Consider the following 16,788-nt stretch of genomic DNA (forward strand, 5'->3'; position numbering starts at 1 on the left):
GCCGCACGGTCGCCTACCTTCGATCTTGATATTCAAGGGGGAAGGTTGAGCGTCGGACTCGCACTGTCATTGGCCGGCCTGGCTTTGCTGGACAGCACCAGCATCGGGACGTTGTTCATCCCGATCTGGCTGCTGCTGACACCGGGCCGGGTCAGAGTGGCCAGAATTCTGTTGTACCTCGCGGCGATCGCGGTTTTCTACTTCGGCATCGGCCTGCTCATCGCGTTGGGTGCGGGCTCGGTGATCGGCGCTGTCGGCGACGCATTGCGCAGCACACCCGCGTTGTGGGTGCAGCTCGTGATCGGTGTCGGCCTGTTCATTCTGAGTTTCCGGTTCGACCCCAAACGGCGTAAGAACAACGGTGGCGGGGCGATTCACCGTTGGCGCGATCGGGCGACAGCCGAGGACACTTCCGTGCGATGGCTGATCGGTCTCGCCCTGCTGGCAGGCCTGACCGAAATCGCGACAATGGTGCCGTATCTCGCCGCGATCGGCATTCTCACCACGTCGAACCTGAGCGCACTGGTCGTGTTCGGCCTGCTCGCGGGCTACTGCGTGGTGATGATTCTGCCCGCGGGTTTCCTGCTCGCCGGCCGGGTCGCCGCGCGGTCGTTGGTCGAGCCGCTGTTGCAGCGGCTCAACACCTGGATCATGAAGAACGGCGCCAACGCCACCAGCTGGATTCTGGGCATCGCCGGGTTCCTGATCGCCCGGGACGCCGCCGCCCGGTTGTTCTTCCCGCAGATGTTGGGCCAGTGACCAGCTACGCTGCGGTTCGTGGCTGATCTGGTGTACCTGCCCGCGACCGAGGCGCTGGCGCTGTTCCGGTCCGGCGAACTGGCCCCGGTCGAGCTGATGGCGGCCGTGGTGGAACGTGCTCAGCAGACGGAGCACACGGTCAACGCCTTCACCGACCGGTACTTCGAAGATGCCCTGGACCAGGCCAGGGAAGCCGGCGACCGCTACGCCCGGGGCGAGGCGCGTCCGCTGGAAGGCCTGCCGGTGGCGATCAAGGAGGAGCAGCCGATCGCGGGTCTGCCGTGGCGGGAGGGCTCGACGCTGCTGCGGGACAACATCGCCACCGAGACTCACCCGATCGTGGAGCGGATCATGGCCGCGGGCGGGATCGTGCACGCCCGGACGACCACGCCGGAGTTCTGCTGCGCCGGTTTCACCCACAGCGACCTGTGGGGAATCACCCGCACACCATGGAATCCGGATTACTCGTCGGGCGGATCCTCAGGTGGCTCGGGCGCCGCCCTGGCCGCCGGTTCGGCGATGCTGGCCACCGGTTCGGACATCGGCGGGTCGATCAGGATTCCCGCGTCCTTCAACGGAGTGGTCGGATTCAAACCGCCGTACGGCCGTGTCCCGAGCATGCCGCCGGTCAACCTGGACACCTACTGTCACGACGGCCCGCTGGCGCGAACTGTGCCGGATTGTGCGTTGCTGCAGAACGTCATCGCCGGGCCGCACCCGATGGACCCGGCGTCGTTGCCCGCCCAGCCACCCATCACGATCGGTGGCATCACGGGTCTGAAAGTCGCGCTGTGCATGAATCTCGGTGACTATCCGGTCGAGCCGGAAGTAGTGTCGGCCACGCAGACCGCCGCCGACATCCTGCGGGACGCCGGGGTCAAGGTCGAGGAGATCGAGCTGCCCTGGACCCGCGAGGAGATCATGGCGGCCGCGTGGGCCCACTACGGTGCCATCTTCGCGCCGATGATCGAAACGGCCGCCGCGGGCCGGGAAGTCCTCCGCTACACGCGCGATTTCGTGGAGCGGGCCAACGCGGCGGGCACGTTCTTCGACGCGATGATGATCGAGGGAAAGATCCAGGAGGACCTGGCCAAGGTCTTCACCCGGGCCGACGCGTTGATCTGCCCGGCCTCGGGCGTCCCGGCCCTGCTCGCGGGTGAGGACTATGTGGACACTCCGCTGGTGGTCAACGGGGTCGAGCTCGCGCACCACCTCGAAGCCCCGCTGACCGTCCCGTTCAATGTGGCCAGCCGATGCCCGGTGCTGAGCGTGCCGTCCGGGCTCGCGCAGAACCGCGTCCCGATCGGCCTCCAGGTCGTCGGCCGTCCCTATGACGACGCCACAGTCTTCGCTCTCGGCAACGTCGTCACTGCCGCGAACCCGTGGTACGTCAGCAGATATCTGCGCCCTCAAGGAATCGCGTAGAACAGGACCGTGCCGACGATGAGCACGCCGTAGCCGATCGCCGCGATCTTGACGAGCAGGTACTGCGTCGGCTCAGGCCATGGCGACTTGCCCAGCAGCCACGCCAGTCCCGGCATGATCAGGATCGCGTGCATCGGCACAGCGTGCGCGGGTTTCAACGCACCCGCAGTCGTGTACGCAAGCTCCGCATTGCCCGACCGCACAGCAATGATCCCAGTCGCGATCATCACGGCACCGACAGCCAGCGCCACCAGCAAAGCCACGAAGCCGAACCGCAAAGCCAGCTGCATACTCCGCGTCTGGACCGTCCGGAAGGCGGCCACCGTGAACCCGATCGTCACCAGAATGATCACAAGCCCGCCGCCGGCCAGCGTCATCGAGATGGCCGAGTCGAACCCGGTCTCGAAGTTGAAATGCGACGGCCGCCCCCGCCACGCCTGCATCGTGATGAGCCCGACTTCGACAATGCTGGCCACAGAGAAGACGCTGAGCAGAAGGCCCCGGAACCTCGTTTTGAGGAATGAAGTCGCCCAAACAGCGGCGCCGACCGTGAGCCCGAACGAAAGCCCGAACGTCATCGGCTTGCGCATCGACAACGGCCCAAGCCACGTGCCACCACTGACCAGCAGCACAACCAGATGCCCCAGCCCACTCAGGAAGAGCAAGAACCCGACGACATACCCGACTCGATCAATGGTCCGCATACCTGCAATGCTCGCCGGGTAGTGTCGTCGAGTCGTCGTGTCAGAAGCGCGTCCGCGCGTACGTCGAACTACGTACTCGGCGTCCAAGCAGCATTCGCCCCACACACAATCAGGCACGGCAGCTCGCCCGGAACCGCTCCGTTCAGCCACGCAGCCAACGGAGCCGCGGCCGCAAGCTCCACAGCCAGCCGGAACTCATCCCACAGCCGATCCCGCGCGGAGATGATGTCCGAGTCATCCACCAGAACGGACAACGGATCACTCGCGGACAGAATCCCGAACGGAACCTCACCCACCCGCGTCGCCCCCAACGCATCCGCCGCAACAGAGTCAACCGGCGAGTCGACCGGCGCCCCAGCAGCCAGAGCGTCATGCATGGCCCGGCAATTAGTCGGCTCGACAAGCACAACCTTGCGCCCGCCCGCCCCCAACGAAGTCCCCGCCGCGAGCCCGCCACCACCGACCGCGACCACAATGGAATCGACATCAGGCGCGTCAGCCACAACTTCAGCAGCAACAGTCCCTTGCCCAGCAACAACATCCGGGTTGTCATACGCAGGCAGGTACATTCCGGGCTGCTCCTGCGCGAGCTTCGCAGCCTCCGCATAGGTGTCGCCGACCCGCACCAACTCAGCCCCAGCTGCCACGATCCGGCGCGCCTTGTTGTCGGGAATGGACTCCGGTGCGTACACAGTCGCCGGAACCCCGAGCACAGCCGCCGCGGCAGCCACCGCCGCCCCATGATTCCCACCGGACGCAGTCACAACCCGCTCCGGCTTCCCGCCCGCCAGCAAAGCGTTCAGCGCACCCCGGAACTTGAACGATCCCGTCCGCTGCAGCATCTCCAACTTGAGGACCAGCGGCTTCCCGTCGATCTCGGTCCGCATCAGCGGAGTCCGACGGGCATACGGCGCGATCCGAGCGGCGGCGAGCTCAACAACGTTCACCCCGCCAGCCTACGGCGGGGCCGCCTGGCCAGAGACGCCAAGGGCTGGGGGTGTGGTGTGGGAGGCGCGGGCGCGACACGCCCCCCACACCACGTCTGCAGGGCCCCAATCTCACCGTCCGGAGCCGGTCGTGTGCGCGTTGTCGCGCAAGTGAGACGACGGTATGTGGCCTAGACCATAGAGTCAATGGGTCTAGACCTCCATGCTGCATAGCGGTGCGGTGCGATCGTGTGCCGGGCCATCGGCCACACTTGTGCCTGTGTCGAATGTGCCCTGGTCTCCGGGAACTGCCACCGGTGTCGGCTCTATGCCGGGAACTGATCCGGCTGAGGCCGCAAACGTTGTCGTCGGCGAACTTCCGGGTTTGCCGCATCTGGCGGAGCTGCCTGGCCGTGGACTCGGCGCCGACATGATCGGCCGGACCGCGGCTCTGCTGGTCGACCTTCCGGTCGAGGTGGTGCCGTCCGGATATCGGACAGCGGCTCGGCCCGGTCATGAGCATCGGCGTGCGGTGGACCTGCTGAGGTGGGACATCGACGCGCTGGAGGAGGTCGTTGAGCGGACCGGTGTGCGGCCGCCTGCGGTGAAGATCCAGGCTGCTGGGCCGTGGACGCTCACCGCCGGGATTGAGCTGGCTCGGGGCCATCGGGTGCTGACCGACCAGGGAGCTCTGCGTGAGTTCGCGGAGTCCCTGAGTGAAGGTATCTCGTTGCACGCCGTCGAAGTCGGCCGCCGGATCGGTGCGCCGGTCGTGGTCCAGCTTGACGAGCCGAGCCTGCCGACTGTCCTTTCCGGTGGGCTGCCGACGGCCTCTGGCTACGGGACCGTTCCTTCGGTCGCCGAGCCGGACGCACGCGACATCCTGGCGAGCGTGATCGATGCCGCGAAAACGGCGACGGGGCAGCCTGTGATTGTGCATTGCTGTGCTCCGAAGCCGCCGGTTGGTCTTTTGCGGTCGGCCGGTGCTGAGGCGTTGGCTGTTGACGCCACATTGCTTGAGGGCATTCCCGCGGCATTGTCCGATCAATTCGGTGAGGCGTGGGACACGGGTGTGACCATGCTCCTAGGCGTTGTGCCGAGCACGGCGCCGGGTCGCGCGCCGACGCTCGCTCAGATCGCGAAACCGGCGTTGGACCTGGTGGACCGGCTTGGGTTCGCGCGTTCGATCCTCGCAGACCGTGCTATTCCGACACCCACTTGCGGCCTCGCGGGCGCAACCGGCGCGTGGGCCCGGCGGGCACTTGAACTAGTCAGAGATGTCGGAAAGGCATTCGTGGAACCACCGGAGAGCTGGTAGGTGGTTTCATAGTCGGCGTGCCCCGGGTCGACCGTCGTTCTCTGCTGCTCGCAGCCGGTGCTTTGCTGGCCGGATGTTCGGCTCCACCTGCGCCGACACCGCCCAGCGGCAAGCCGACCATGGCTCCGAGCGTGTCCAGCACACGCAGTCCGCGGACGGCTTCGGGCCCCGCTGACCCGGCCGCCACGGCCGACGCGCGCAAACTGCTCGCGTGGCTGACGGCGCTGCCCAACCGTTCTGAACGCCGGGTGGTCTCTGGTCAACAGATCACCGCCGATGCCCAGCCCGACTATGAGCGGCTCTTCCGGGCGATGAAACGTAGCGTCGGTCACAGCCCGGCGTTGATCGGCGTGAGTTACGACGGGTACTGGAACAACCGGATCGTGCGCGTGCTTGTGGACCATTGGCGCGCAGGCGGCCTTGTGGCGTTGGATCTGCACCGGCCGAACCCGTTCCTGAACAAGGTCGACCCGGAGTCCTACCGGGTCGAGTCGCTTGCACCGAAGCCGGACCTCAGCGCACTGCTGGCCGATGCCAAACCGAGTGCGGCCCGGACCCGCTGGCGCACGGACCTCGAGCGGCTCGGCGACACGATGCAGGAGCTGTCGGAGGCGGGCGTGACCGTGATCTTCCGGCCGCTGCACGAGGCCAACGGCCTCTGGTTCTGGTGGGGGCACGATTACAAGACGCAGAAGAGCGCGTCCATCGACCTCTACCGTGACCTGCACGCCTACCTGACGCAGACCCGCAAGCTGCACAACATCCTTTGGGGATACTCGCCGGGCAAGGCGTGGAACGCACCGCGAATGCGTTACTACCCGGGCGACGACGTCATCGACATCATGGGCCCGACGATCTATCAGAACTCCATCCGGTTCGGTCTGGACGGTCAGAGCGACGACATCAGCGACATGCTCGAGGCCGGCCGCCCGATGGCATTGCTGGAAGTCGGGTCGCTCGAGCCGTACGACGGAAGCTGGGACGCCGCGGGCATCATCGAGCGGATCCGCGACAAATACCAGCAGGTGACCATGTTCAACTGCTGGCACGGCTGGCGTGACGGCGACGATATCGTGCGTATGTCGCTTGTGGACATTCGCAACACCGACAAGCTCATGAACGATCCATGGGTGGTCTCGCTGGAGAACGTCGACTGGCGCGGGTGATCTTCCCGCCCAACTGGCCTGCCTGATCGGAGCAGTGCACCCCCGTCCGGCCGTTGCTAGGTTGGTCCCATAAGACCTTGGGGGGTCGCATGGGGCAGCCATTGGTTTTCCCGAACGTCGAACGTGTGATCGTCGCTTTCCTTGACGCGCGCCCGGAACTCGACGGCGTCGCCGTCGGAATCGACCTACCGCCAGGGTTCGACGGCACCCAACGGGCCGTCAGGGTGAGCAGAGTCGGTGGCGTGTTCATCGAGGATGACTTACGGGACAACGCGTTGACGCGTATCGACGCCTACGGTCCGGACAAGACAGCGGCCCATTCGGTCGCATCGCTGGTGCGCGGCGTGCTTCCGCTGGTCGTCCAGCAGCGGCTGGCCGATGGTGCCGTGATCAGTGACGTGACGGAAACCGAAGGGCCGTACTGGTTTCCGGACTCGAGGAACGCGAACGCGAGCCGCTACTACATGCGCCACCGGTTCGCGGTGGCGGTTCGTGCCACCTAGATCGCAGGGGATGGAGCTTTCTCATGCCAGGCTTGAACGCCAGTGAGATTCGGGTCGCGGGAAACGGGCAGATCTTCTTGGCGCCCGTGAACACGCCCGCGCCCGCCAACTTCGCCGCGAAGTTCGAGGCGCCGTGGGTCAACCTCGGCTACACCTCCGCGGACGGCGTGAAGTTCATCAAAAAGGACAAGCTGGACCCGGTGGACACGTGGCAGACGGTCGCCGCGATCCGTTACGTCTTCAGCGATCGCGACTTCTCAGTGAAGTTCTCGCTGCTGCAGGTGAACGCGGACACGTTGCCGTTCGTGCTCGGCAAGGGCACCACCACAACGCCTGCCGCCAACACGTACGAGATCGCCGCCGCGCCGCGGGTGGAGGAGTACTCGCTGGGCATCGAGTTCACCGACGGCCCGGACATCGTGCACCGCTTCGTGATCCCGCGGGGTGTGGTGACCGAGACAGACGAGACCGCGATCACGCGGACCTCGGCGATCAAGCTCGGCGTCACGTTCAGCGCGCTCACCCCGATCAACGCCCGCTTCGAACCGCTCGCGGTGTGGTCGATGAACAAGACCAGCCCGGCTACCACGGTCGCTGCGGCCGCCGAATCAGCTGAGTGAGGGGTCGGGACATGGCCAAGTACAACGTGAACGCCGCTCGCGCGCAGCGGCTGGAGGCGCTCGGCGAGCGCTGGGAGTTCGAAGTGGACGGTGAGCTGTTCTCGCTGCCCACCGAGCTGCCCCGCGCGATCGTCGGCAAACTGGCGGTCCTGGATCCGTCCGACTTGGACGGGCTGCTGACCCTGCTGCTCGGTGACGAGCAGTTCAAGCGGCTCGACGAGCACGCGATGAGCGTGCAGGACGTGCAGGGCCTGCTGGAGGCGTACGGCAAAGACACCGGTATGACGCTGGGGGAATCCGCGGCCTCGACGCGCTCCTGAGCGAGCACGCCGAGGCCATCGAGGCCGATCTGCTCCGCTACTACGGGGTGGATGTCCTCGACTACCACCGGGACCGGCTGACGGCGCGCCGGCTGCGGGTGCTGATCCAGCACCTGCCGGCCGACTCCGCGCTGGTGCGCGCCCTGCGTGGCGAGTCGGCGGAGTGGGGGCTGGGCGACCACCTGCTGGCGGCGGCCGTCGACGAACTCGCCGTCAGCAACTGGCTGTTCGCCACGGCCCACGCCGCCGAGAACGCCGATCCGCCGCAGCGGCCGAGGCGGATTCCCCGTCCAGGGGTCGAGGACGAGACGCAAGCGGAGCCGGCTTCGGCGACGCCGGCCCAGATAGCGGCGTTCTTCGGGGTGCCGCAACCAGGAGGACAGCCGTGACGCAGCCCATCGCCTCGATCACCGCCGAGGCGGACGCGGCCATCCGCGACCTGATCACGAGTGTGAAGAACTCGGTGACCGGCGCGGTCTCCGATGCCGCGCAGCAGATCTCGCAGGACTTCACCGAGCACGTGAAGACCGAGCTCACCGAGATGACCAAGAAGTTCAAGGAGACGCACCCGGCCGTCACCCAGGCGGTCACCGACGTGGTCGGCTACGCCGAGGCGATCTCCACCACGGGCGCGGCGATCCAGGGCGCGGCGACCCAGATCAGCGACACGGCCACCGCGATCAAGACGTTGCCGGGCAGCATCCGTGACATCCGCACGGGACTGCGGGACGCGGCGACCGAAGCGGGCAAGTTCGGCCGTGACCTGAAGGGAATGGTGGCCAACGCGCCCGCGGCGATCCGCAATCTGGGCAGCACGATCAGTACGAACCTGAACAGGGCCTTCGCTGCCGCGCGGACAGGCGCGACCAACGCGGCCGCAGCGGTAGGCCGCTTCGCCACAAACGCCCGCAGCACGGCTGTTGCCGCAGCCGGCGCGGTGAGGTCGCTGATCCAGCTCGCGGCTGCCTACGCGCGCGCTGCCGTGCAGACGGCCATTGCGACAGTCCGGACCATTGCGATGACGGTCGCCCAGAAGGCGATCGCCATCGCGACGCGATTGTGGGCGGCGGCGCAGGCCCTGCTGAACATCGCGATGCGGCTCAACCCACTGGGGTTGATCATCACCGGGATCACCCTGCTGGTCGGCCTGATCGTGCTGGCCTATCAGCGCAGTGCGACGTTCCGGGCGATCGTGGATGCCGCGATGCGTGGCGTCGCGGCCGCGATCAACTGGGTGGTCAACGCCGCGAAAGCGGTGTTCAACTGGGTCAAGGCGAACTGGCCGTTGCTGCTGGCCATCCTGACCGGGCCGATCGGCCTGGCCGTGCTGGCGATCATCCGCAACTGGGACAACATCAAAGCCGCGGTCACGGCCGTGAAGGACTGGATCGTCGCGCGGTTCAACGACGTGGTGGGCTTCCTGGGCAGCCTGCCCGGCCGGATAGCCGCGATCGCCAAGCAGATGTGGGAGGGCTTCAAGGACGCCGTCCGTGGGGCGATCAACTTCCTGATCGACGCGTGGAACCGGCTTGACCTGGGCATCCACATCTCGATCCCGGACTGGGTGCCGATCATCGGCGGCAAGGGCCTGCACATCGACGACCTCATCCCCGACATCCCCCGGCTGGCCGAGGGCGGCCTGGTGCCCCAGCGCCCGGGTGGCGTGCTGGCGCTGCTCGGTGAGGGCAACGAGGACGAGGTCGTGATTCCGTTGTCCCGCTTGAATCCTGTGCTCGGTGCCGGGGCGAAACCGGTCACTGTGAACGTGTACCCCAGGCCGGGACAGTCCGAGTACGAGATCGGGCGCGTCGCGGCCCGTGAGATCGCATGGGCGGCGAAGCACTGATGGACCTGCTGACTCCGGTGTACACAGTAGACGGATGGGCCGGCAACACGGTCGACGAGGACGGCGTCGAATGGTGGGTGACCAAGGAGGAGGGCTGGTCCAGCGGGCCGGACGTGCGGCTTGAACTGGCCGAACGGCCCCAGCGCGACGGCACCTTCGACGCGCCGTCGTTCCGGTCGGCCCGGGTGATCACGTTGGAGGGCACGGCGATCGCGCCACACCCGGACGTGCTGGAACGAGCCCGTGACCGCATCGCCGCGCTGTTGAGCGACGGTTCCAAGCTCGCCGAGCTGGCTGTGCGGGAGCGGACTGTGACCCGCCGGGCCATGGTCCGGCTGTCCGCGGCGACCAAGATCTCGGACCGGACGCCGGACACGTTCGACTGGTCGGTGCAGTTCACCGCGCCGGATCCCTTGCGGCACAGCGTCGACGTGCACACCGAGACCACGATCCTGCCGCAGCCCGCAGCTGGTGTCACTTTCCCGATGACCTTTCCGGCGCAGTTCGGCGATCCGCTCGGCGGCACGCTCGGTCTGCGCAACGCGGGCACTGCCACCGCGTGGCCGGTCTGGACGATCCTGGGCCCGTGCAACCGGCCGGTGATCCGCAACAACTCCACCGGCCAGTGGCTGGGCTTCAACTTGCGGCTCGTCAACGGCGATCGGCTGGTCATTGACGTCGCCGCGCGCACCGTGCGGCTCGGCGGGGCCTCCCGGCGCGCCGCCATGCAGCGTTATTCCACCTGGTTCGGTCTCGCGCCCGGCAGCACGAGCATCGACTTCGACGCACAGGACACCACCGAGGCCGGGACGCTCACGGTGTCCTGGCGAGACGCTTGGATCTAGGTAGGGGGCAGAAGATGGCGGAACGTCATCCGGCGTGGATCAACGGGATCGACGCGTTCGAAGCGCGGCTCGGCGCGGGTATGCCGTTCATGACCGAAGGCAAGGGCGACGCGTTGGACCCGATCAGGGTGCGGTCCGGAATCCGTGACAGCCCGATGAATCCGGGCCAGGTCACGCTCGGCACCAACCAGGTCACGGTCAACCCGTTCCAGGCAGTGATCGCCGACCCCGCACGGCCGGGTGACGGCGCCTTCCTGGTCACCCTGGACACGCTCAAAACACTGCCGCTGCAAGGCGCCGACCCGTCCCTGTCCCGGATCGACCTGGTGCTCGCCGTGGTCACGCCGGACGCCGGGATCGGGTTCGAGGTGTCGATCCTGCAAGGCCAGAACAGTGCGACGCCACAGCGGCCGACCGTGACCAGCACGACTTACCTTGAGCTGGCCGAGATCACGGTCCGGCCCGCGGGTACTTCGGCCACACTGCAGGACAAACGCCGGTTCACCGGCGGCCTGGGCGGGCTGTTGCCGGTACGCGGTGCAGGTGACCGGCCGGCCATCGCGGCGGGCAGTACGTTCATCTACCGGCTCGACACCGGGAACATCGAGGTCCAGCGGGGCAGTGGGTGGACGGTGTACCGGCCATCGCGGGGGGAGGGCTGGACGACACCCCCGTTGGAGAACAGCTGGGTGAACTACGGCCAGGGCTATGCGACTGCCGCGTACACCAGGACCGACGACGGCTGGGTCAGGCTGCGTGGCCTGATCCGCAGCGGGTTGATCGACCCGAACGGCTCCCGGTCGATCTTCACGTTGCCGGTCGGCTACCGGCCACCGATGCGGCATCTGTTCTCCGTCGAGACGGCTCCCAACGAGAATGCCAGGGTGGACGTCATGACCAGCGGCGCGGTGGTGTGCCTGAAAGGCAACAACGGCTGGCTTTCGCTGGACGGCATCTCGTTCGCGACGTACTGATCATGGGGACCACGTACACGTATCTGGTCGCGGATCTGCGGACCGGGACCATCGTCGACGAGCTGCCGTTGACCGGTGTGTCGTTCGACAAGAAACTCAACGACACCGGGAGTTTCCGCGGCCAGTTGCCGGTGACGGACCCGATGATCCGCGACCGCGAGCCACGGCTGCTGACCGAGCCGGGCCGGACCGCGATCTATGTCAACCGGGACGGCGAACTGTTGTGGGGCGGGATCATCTGGGCCACCCGCTACGGCGCGTCGAGCGGCGTGCTGGAGATCGGCGCGTCGGATTTTCTGTCCTACTTCGAACACCGCTTCGTCCTGCACCCGGACCTGACCAGCACGATGACGTACACCGACGTCGACCAGATCGTGATCGCCCGCCGGGTCCTGGAGATCGCCCAGTCGCACACCGGCGGCAACATGGACCTGACCTTCATCGGCACGCAGTCGTCCCCGATCACCCGGACCGTCAGCTACGGCCCGAACGAACTCAAGCCGGTCGCGGATCTGTTGCGGGACTTGGCCAACGCGGAAGACGGCCTCGACTTCACCTTCGACGTCCGCTACGACGGCAGTGGCGAGCCGGAGCGTGTGGTGCGGTTCGGCTACCCACGGATCGGCCAGCCGGGTGCTCCGCACGTGTGGGAACACGGCGCGAACCTGATCGACTTCACCTGGCCCCGCGACGCGGCCTCGATGGTCACCAGGCTCATCGCCCAGGGCACGGCCGACGACAACGCGCCGCTGACCAGCATCGCCTCGGACAACGCGGCGCACCAGGCCGGTTGGCCCCTGCTGGAGGACACGTCCCAAGTGGACTCCAAGACCCTCGCCGAGGTCGCCGCGCATGCCCGGGGCGAGCTCGCGGCCCGCCGCCGCCCGGTCGTCCTGCCCGAGCTGACCGTGCGCGCCGACCTGGACCCTGTGGTGGGCACGTACTCGGTCGGCGACGACGTGCGGATCATCATCGACGATCCGTTCTTCGCCGAAGAGCAGCTGGACGTGACCATGCGGCTGGTCGGCTACGAGGTCACCCCCGGCGACGACGCCGGCCAGGAGGAAGTCAAGCTCACCGTCACGTCCATCCTGGAGCCGGAATGACCCGCGTGAACCGCCCGGACACGTTGCTGACCGAGCTGCGTGAGCTGCGGCGCAGGCTACGGCTGTTAGAGAGCTCACGGATGCGTGCGGCGGCTCCTGCCGCTGCGATGAGAGCCGTAGAGGGCACACCGCTGCTGCCCGCCCGGCCGTCGGACTGGCCGTCAACCGACTCGGCGGACTGGGAAGTGGCCCTGGATGGTTCGGCGACAGCTGGCAACACGCTGGTTATTCGCACGGTCGCAGACCAGGACACAACCGGAACAGCTCGGGTCACTGTCGACGGGAATGTTGTCGGTGACGAGATATTCATCGCATCGGATCTTGCGCGGCACACGGTTTTCATCGACCGCGTCGCGGAGATCGCTGTCGAAGTACGGCGGACGAGCGGTTCCGGATCGATCCGGCTGCAGGCCTGGCTTACGTGAGAGGCCGCAGCCAGGCGCACGGGATGGTCATCGTCTGATCCGTCGGACGGCTGACGATCCGGCCGGTCACGGCGTCTTTCAGCACGCCTTCAACGATGTAGCCGACATTCGACGGCAAACCCATCCGGGCGGCCATCTCCGGCGGCAACGGCAGGCTCACCCGGGACGTTTCCGAAACGCGGACCCCGGTCACCGCGGGCTCGTCGCCCAGCGTCTGGCCGATGGCCGTGACGGTCAGGTCGAACTCGTGTACCGAATCCAGCAGGAAACTGAAGATGAGCAGGTCCGCCTCGGTGCGATCGGGGTCACCGGTCAGATATTGCGCAGGGTTGTCCCGCTGGGTGATGTGCACCCGGTATGTCTGGCCGACCTCGACATCGTGCGGACGCATACCTTCAGCATGCACCAGGTCAATCGCGAACAGGGGACAGCGAGGCGTGGAGCACGTCACGGTTCAATCGGGCGATCGCACCGAGGGGGATCCCCTTGGGACACACCGCGGTGCATTCACCGGTGTTCGTACACCCGCCGAAGCCCAGGTCATCGTGCGTGGCCACCATCTCCACGGCGCGTGAATACCGCTCGGGCTGGCCCTGCGGCAACAGGCCGAGATGCGTGGTCTTGGCCGCGGTGAACAGCATGCCGGAGCCGTTCGGGCAGGCGGCGACACAAGCGCCGCAACCAATGCATGCAGCGGCTTCGAAAGCCTGGTCGGCGTCGGCTTTCGGGACTGGCACAGCGTGTGCGTCGGGCGCGCTGCCGGTGGGGGCGCTGACGTAACCACCGGCTTCGATGATCCGGTCGAACGCGGAGCGGTCCACCACCAGGTCCTTGACGACCGGGAACGGTTTGGCGCGCCACGGCTCGATGGTGATCGGCACGTTCTCCTCGAAGCTGCGCATGTGCAGCTGGCATGTGGTGGTCGCCTTGTTCGGGCCGTGCGCGTTGCCGTTGATCATCAAGCCGCACATGCCGCAGATGCCCTCGCGGCAGTCGTGGTCGAACGCGATCGGCTCCTCGCCCTCGGCGATCAGCCGTTCGTTGAGAACGTCCAGCATTTCCAGGAAGGACATGTCCGGTGAGATGTCGTCGACGACGTACATCACCAGCCTGCCCTTGTCGAACTGGTTGTCCTGGCGCCAGACGCGCAGGGTGAACCTCACTTGTAACTCCGTTGACTCGGTGTGATGTGGTCGAACCGCAGCTCTTCGCGGTGCAGCACGGGTGGCGACGCGTATTCCCACGCGGCGGCATAGGAGAAGTTCTCGTCGTCCCGCAGCGCTTCGCCGTCCTCGGTCTGGCTTTCCGACCGGAAATGACCGCCGCAGGATTCCGTGCGGTGCAAGGCGTCCAGGCACATCAGCTCGGTGAGCTCCAGGAAGTCCGCGACCCGCCCGGCCTTCTCCAGCGACTGGTTGAGCCCTTCGCCGGTGCCCAGCACCCGCACTCGCCGCCAGAACTCCTCACGCAGTGCGGGAATCCGTTCCAGGGCTTTGCGCAACCCGGCTTCGGAACGTTCCATCCCGCAGTGATCCCACATCAGCTGGCCCAGTTCGCGGTGGAAATCGTCCGGGGAACGGTCGCCGTCCACCGACAGCAGCTTTTCCACCCGGCCCTGGACTTCCTGCTCGACGGAAGTCACTGTGTCCTGGTTCACCGCGGCGAACGGCCCGTCGGCGAGGTAGTCGCCGATTGTGTTGGGCAGGACGAAATAACCGTCCGCGAGGCCCTGCATCAGGGCGGACGCGCCCAGCCGGTTGGCGCCGTGATCGGAGAAATTGGCCTCACCGATGACGAACAGACCGGGGATTGTGCTCTGCAGGTCGTAGTCCACCCACAGGCCACCCATCGTGTAGTGCACGGCCGGGTAGATCCGCATCGGCACCTGGTACGGGTCCTCGCCGGTGATCTGTTCGTACATCTGGAACAGGTTCCCGTATTTCGCCGCGACCGCGGGTTTGCCGAGCCGCTTGATGGCATCGGCGAAATCCAGGTAGACCCCGAGCCCGCCCGGACCGACGCCATGGCCCGTGTCACAGATGTTCTTCGCGGCACGGGACGCGATATCGCGGGGGACCAGGTTGCCGAAACTCGGGTAAAGCCGTTCGAGGTAGTAGTCCCGTTCCTGTTCAGGGATCATGTGCGGCGGCCGGGAATCGCCGGGCGCGCTCGGCACCCATACCCGGCCGTCGTTGCGAAGCGATTCACTCATCAGAGTGAGTTTCGACTGGTGCGCGCCGCTGACCGGAATGCACGTCGGATGGATCTGGGTGAAGCACGGGTTGGCGAACAACGCGCCTCGCCGGTGTGCCCGCCAGATCGCGGTCGTGTTGCAGCCTTTTGCGTTGGTGGACAGGTAAAACGCGTTCCCGTAGCCACCGGTCGCCAGGACCACGGCGTCTGCGAGGTGTGAGCTGACCTCGCCGGTCACCAGGTCCCGGGTGACGATTCCGCGTGCCCGGCCGTCGTCGACGATCAGGTCCAGCATCTCGGTGCGCGGATGCATCTTCACTTGACCGGCGTGGATCTGGCGGGCCAACGCCTGGTAGGCGCCCAGCAGCAATTGCTGCCCGGTCTGCCCTCGGGCGTAAAAAGTACGGGCTACCTGTGCGCCACCGAAAGAACGTGTATCCAACAGGCCGCCGTATTCACGGGCGAACGGCACACCCTGGGCGACGCACTGGTCGATGATCTCGACGCTGACCTCGGCCAGCCGGTGCACATTGGACTCCCGGGACCGGAAGTCGCCGCCTTTGACCGTGTCGTAGAACAACCTGTGAACGCTGTCACCGTCGTTGCGGTAGTTCTTCGCCGCGTTGATCCCGCCCTGCGCGGCAATGCTGTGCGCACGACGCGGACTGTCCTGATAGCAGAACGACAACACGTTGTAGCCCAGCTCACCCAGCGTCGCCGCGGCCGCGCCACCGGCGAGCCCGGTACCGACCACGATCACCGTCAGCTTGCGCTTGTTCGCCGGGTTGACCAGCCGCGCCGAGAAACGCCTTTGCTGCCAACGTTTGTCGATCGGGCCGTCCGGTGCTTTGCGGTCCGCGATCGGCGTGCCCTCGGTGTACATCATCAACCCACCAATCCGGTCAGTACGGCGAACGGCACGGACAGATACCCGAGGGTGATCACGAGCGCGACCCCGAACGAGAAGCTTTGAACGGCCTTCTGGCGCGCGGCGCTGGACGCCCCCAGGCTTTGCATCGCGCTCCACATCCCGTGCCGGATATGGAATCCCAGCGCGATGACCGCCGCGCTGTAGAACAGGACCACGTACCAGAGCTTGAAGTCGGCGACCATGTTGTCGTACACCGCCATGTGCACGCCGTTCGGATTCAGCACACCCGCCGTGAGATCCAGGATGTGGTAGACGATGAACAGCGCCAGAATCACGCCGCCCCAACGCATTGTCCGCGCCGCGTAACTACCCTGGATCCTGCGCCGGTGCTGGTAGCCGGCCGGGCGGGCGCGACGCGCCCGCCGAGCCAGCTGGATGGCAGCTGTCATGTGCAGTGCCACACAGGCAACGAGCCCAAGCCGCAGAACCCACAGCAGTCCCTCGTTGCCCAGCAGGCCGCCGAGGATCTCGCGCAGCCAGACCGCGTAGTGGTCGATGCTCTCGCGGCCCAGGAAGATCTTCAGGTTGCCCACCATGTGCGCGATGACGAACAGCAGCATCGCCAGTCCGGTCACACCCATCACGGCCTTCTTGCCGATCGTCGACGACCAGATCCGTCCCGGCGTACTGCGCCGCGCCACCTCGAGCACTGCCACGCACTTCAGTAAGCACCTCGGTTGACGAGTCGTCCAATATATCGAATCACTCAACTTGATAGACTCAAGCT

At 66.5% G+C, this 16,788-nt stretch carries 19 protein-coding genes; 13 read left to right on the plus strand and 6 right to left on the minus strand.

From position 1 onward, the window contains the following. Window positions 1–45 precede the first annotated feature (45 nt). Both JOF56_RS19710 and JOF56_RS19715 read left to right on the plus strand, forming a co-directional pair. The gene (locus JOF56_RS19710; protein ID WP_209640187.1) at window positions 46–759 is read left to right on the plus strand and encodes a GAP family protein; all 714 of its coding nucleotides are present in this window, start codon (window positions 46–48) and stop codon (window positions 757–759) included. Between the two features lie 18 nt (window positions 760–777). Further along, on the plus strand, window positions 778–2,184 hold the full coding sequence (locus tag JOF56_RS19715) for an amidase (protein WP_307855162.1): 1,407 nt from the start codon (window positions 778–780) through the stop codon (window positions 2,182–2,184). Here the strand turns inward: JOF56_RS19715 and JOF56_RS19720 are convergent. Then, complete coding sequence (locus JOF56_RS19720; protein WP_209640190.1) at window positions 2,169–2,888, minus strand: hypothetical protein; 720 nt, start codon at window positions 2,886–2,888, stop codon at window positions 2,169–2,171. The two genes, JOF56_RS19715 and JOF56_RS19720, sit on opposite strands and share 16 nt — an antisense overlap. Window positions 2,889–2,956: 68 nt before the next feature. Next, a complete protein-coding gene (locus JOF56_RS19725; protein ID WP_209640192.1) occupies window positions 2,957–3,835 on the minus strand; it encodes a serine/threonine dehydratase in 879 nt (292 codons plus the stop codon). A 259-nt stretch (window positions 3,836–4,094) separates the two neighbouring features. Here JOF56_RS19725 and JOF56_RS19730 point away from each other — a divergent pair, with 259 nt between their 5' ends. From JOF56_RS19730 to JOF56_RS19780, 11 genes are all read left to right on the plus strand, one after another. After that, complete coding sequence (locus JOF56_RS19730; RefSeq protein ID WP_209640195.1) at window positions 4,095–5,132, plus strand: methionine synthase; 1,038 nt, start codon at window positions 4,095–4,097, stop codon at window positions 5,130–5,132. A gap of 17 nt (window positions 5,133–5,149) precedes the next feature. Continuing rightward, window positions 5,150–6,298, plus strand: coding sequence for a glycosyl hydrolase (locus JOF56_RS19735; RefSeq protein WP_209640198.1), 1,149 nt, complete (start codon window positions 5,150–5,152; stop codon window positions 6,296–6,298). Between the two features lie 89 nt (window positions 6,299–6,387). After that, window positions 6,388–6,801 carry a phage tail termination protein gene (locus JOF56_RS19740; protein WP_209640201.1) on the plus strand — a complete coding sequence of 138 codons (414 nt, stop codon included), beginning with the start codon at window positions 6,388–6,390 and terminating at the stop codon, window positions 6,799–6,801. 23 nt (window positions 6,802–6,824) lie between these two features. After that, a complete protein-coding gene (locus JOF56_RS19745; RefSeq protein WP_209640204.1) occupies window positions 6,825–7,421 on the plus strand; it encodes a phage tail tube protein in 597 nt (198 codons plus the stop codon). Window positions 7,422–7,432: 11 nt separating this feature from the next. Continuing rightward, entirely contained in the window at window positions 7,433–7,741 is a 309-nt protein-coding gene (locus JOF56_RS19750; protein ID WP_209640207.1) for a hypothetical protein, read from the plus strand. Between the two features lie 47 nt (window positions 7,742–7,788). Continuing rightward, on the plus strand, window positions 7,789–8,130 hold the full coding sequence (locus JOF56_RS19755) for a hypothetical protein (RefSeq protein ID WP_307855163.1): 342 nt from the start codon (window positions 7,789–7,791) through the stop codon (window positions 8,128–8,130). After that, entirely contained in the window at window positions 8,127–9,587 is a 1,461-nt protein-coding gene (locus tag JOF56_RS19760; protein WP_209640210.1) for a phage tail tape measure protein, read from the plus strand. The genes JOF56_RS19755 and JOF56_RS19760 overlap by 4 nt, the downstream gene beginning before the upstream one ends. Next, complete coding sequence (locus JOF56_RS19765; protein ID WP_209640213.1) at window positions 9,569–10,432, plus strand: phage distal tail protein; 864 nt, start codon at window positions 9,569–9,571, stop codon at window positions 10,430–10,432. Before JOF56_RS19760 ends, JOF56_RS19765 begins: the two co-directional genes overlap by 19 nt. Window positions 10,433–10,446: 14 nt before the next feature. Further along, entirely contained in the window at window positions 10,447–11,406 is a 960-nt protein-coding gene (locus JOF56_RS19770; RefSeq protein WP_209640216.1) for a hypothetical protein, read from the plus strand. Window positions 11,407–11,408: 2 nt separating this feature from the next. Next, on the plus strand, window positions 11,409–12,512 hold the full coding sequence (locus JOF56_RS19775) for a hypothetical protein (protein WP_209640219.1): 1,104 nt from the start codon (window positions 11,409–11,411) through the stop codon (window positions 12,510–12,512). Beyond that, window positions 12,509–12,937 (plus strand): hypothetical protein, encoded by a 429-nt coding sequence (locus tag JOF56_RS19780; RefSeq protein WP_209640221.1) that lies wholly within the window; start codon window positions 12,509–12,511, stop codon window positions 12,935–12,937. The genes JOF56_RS19775 and JOF56_RS19780 overlap by 4 nt, the downstream gene beginning before the upstream one ends. Here JOF56_RS19780 and JOF56_RS19785 read toward each other — a convergent pair. Genes JOF56_RS19785 through JOF56_RS19800 form a run of 4 tightly spaced genes read right to left on the minus strand, consistent with a single transcriptional unit; the run spans window position 12,930 to window position 16,717 of the window. Beyond that, window positions 12,930–13,328, minus strand: coding sequence for a hypothetical protein (locus tag JOF56_RS19785; RefSeq protein ID WP_209640224.1), 399 nt, complete (start codon window positions 13,326–13,328; stop codon window positions 12,930–12,932). The two genes, JOF56_RS19780 and JOF56_RS19785, sit on opposite strands and share 8 nt — an antisense overlap. Window positions 13,329–13,347: 19 nt before the next feature. Beyond that, the gene (locus JOF56_RS19790) at window positions 13,348–14,100 is read right to left on the minus strand and encodes a succinate dehydrogenase/fumarate reductase iron-sulfur subunit (protein ID WP_209640227.1); all 753 of its coding nucleotides are present in this window, start codon (window positions 14,098–14,100) and stop codon (window positions 13,348–13,350) included. After that, the gene (locus JOF56_RS19795; RefSeq protein ID WP_209640230.1) at window positions 14,097–16,016 is read right to left on the minus strand and encodes a fumarate reductase/succinate dehydrogenase flavoprotein subunit; all 1,920 of its coding nucleotides are present in this window, start codon (window positions 16,014–16,016) and stop codon (window positions 14,097–14,099) included. Before JOF56_RS19795 ends, JOF56_RS19790 begins: the two co-directional genes overlap by 4 nt. Beyond that, window positions 16,016–16,717, minus strand: coding sequence for a succinate dehydrogenase cytochrome b subunit (locus JOF56_RS19800; RefSeq protein ID WP_209640234.1), 702 nt, complete (start codon window positions 16,715–16,717; stop codon window positions 16,016–16,018). Before JOF56_RS19800 ends, JOF56_RS19795 begins: the two co-directional genes overlap by 1 nt. Window positions 16,718–16,788 lie beyond the last annotated feature (71 nt).

It is taken from the genome of Kibdelosporangium banguiense, assembly GCF_017876405.1.
Classification (GTDB): Bacteria; Actinomycetota; Actinomycetes; order Mycobacteriales; family Pseudonocardiaceae; genus Kibdelosporangium; species Kibdelosporangium banguiense.

Bases quoted from the DNA above. Each gene is read 5' to 3' on its own strand.
- JOF56_RS19720 (WP_209640190.1), bottom strand. From the start codon at position 2,888: ATGCGGACCATTGATCGAGTCGGGTATGTCGTCGGGTTCTTGCTCTTC.
- JOF56_RS19740 (WP_209640201.1), top strand. From the start codon at position 6,388: ATGGGGCAGCCATTGGTTTTCCCGAACGTCGAACGTGTGATCGTCGCT.
- JOF56_RS19745 (WP_209640204.1), top strand. From the start codon at position 6,825: ATGCCAGGCTTGAACGCCAGTGAGATTCGGGTCGCGGGAAACGGGCAG.
- JOF56_RS19750 (WP_209640207.1), top strand. From the start codon at position 7,433: ATGGCCAAGTACAACGTGAACGCCGCTCGCGCGCAGCGGCTGGAGGCG.
- JOF56_RS19765 (WP_209640213.1), top strand. From the start codon at position 9,569: ATGGGCGGCGAAGCACTGATGGACCTGCTGACTCCGGTGTACACAGTA.
- JOF56_RS19770 (WP_209640216.1), top strand. From the start codon at position 10,447: ATGGCGGAACGTCATCCGGCGTGGATCAACGGGATCGACGCGTTCGAA.
- JOF56_RS19775 (WP_209640219.1), top strand. From the start codon at position 11,409: ATGGGGACCACGTACACGTATCTGGTCGCGGATCTGCGGACCGGGACC.
- JOF56_RS19780 (WP_209640221.1), top strand. From the start codon at position 12,509: ATGACCCGCGTGAACCGCCCGGACACGTTGCTGACCGAGCTGCGTGAG.
- JOF56_RS19785 (WP_209640224.1), bottom strand. From the start codon at position 13,328: ATGCGTCCGCACGATGTCGAGGTCGGCCAGACATACCGGGTGCACATC.
- JOF56_RS19795 (WP_209640230.1), bottom strand. From the start codon at position 16,016: ATGATGTACACCGAGGGCACGCCGATCGCGGACCGCAAAGCACCGGAC.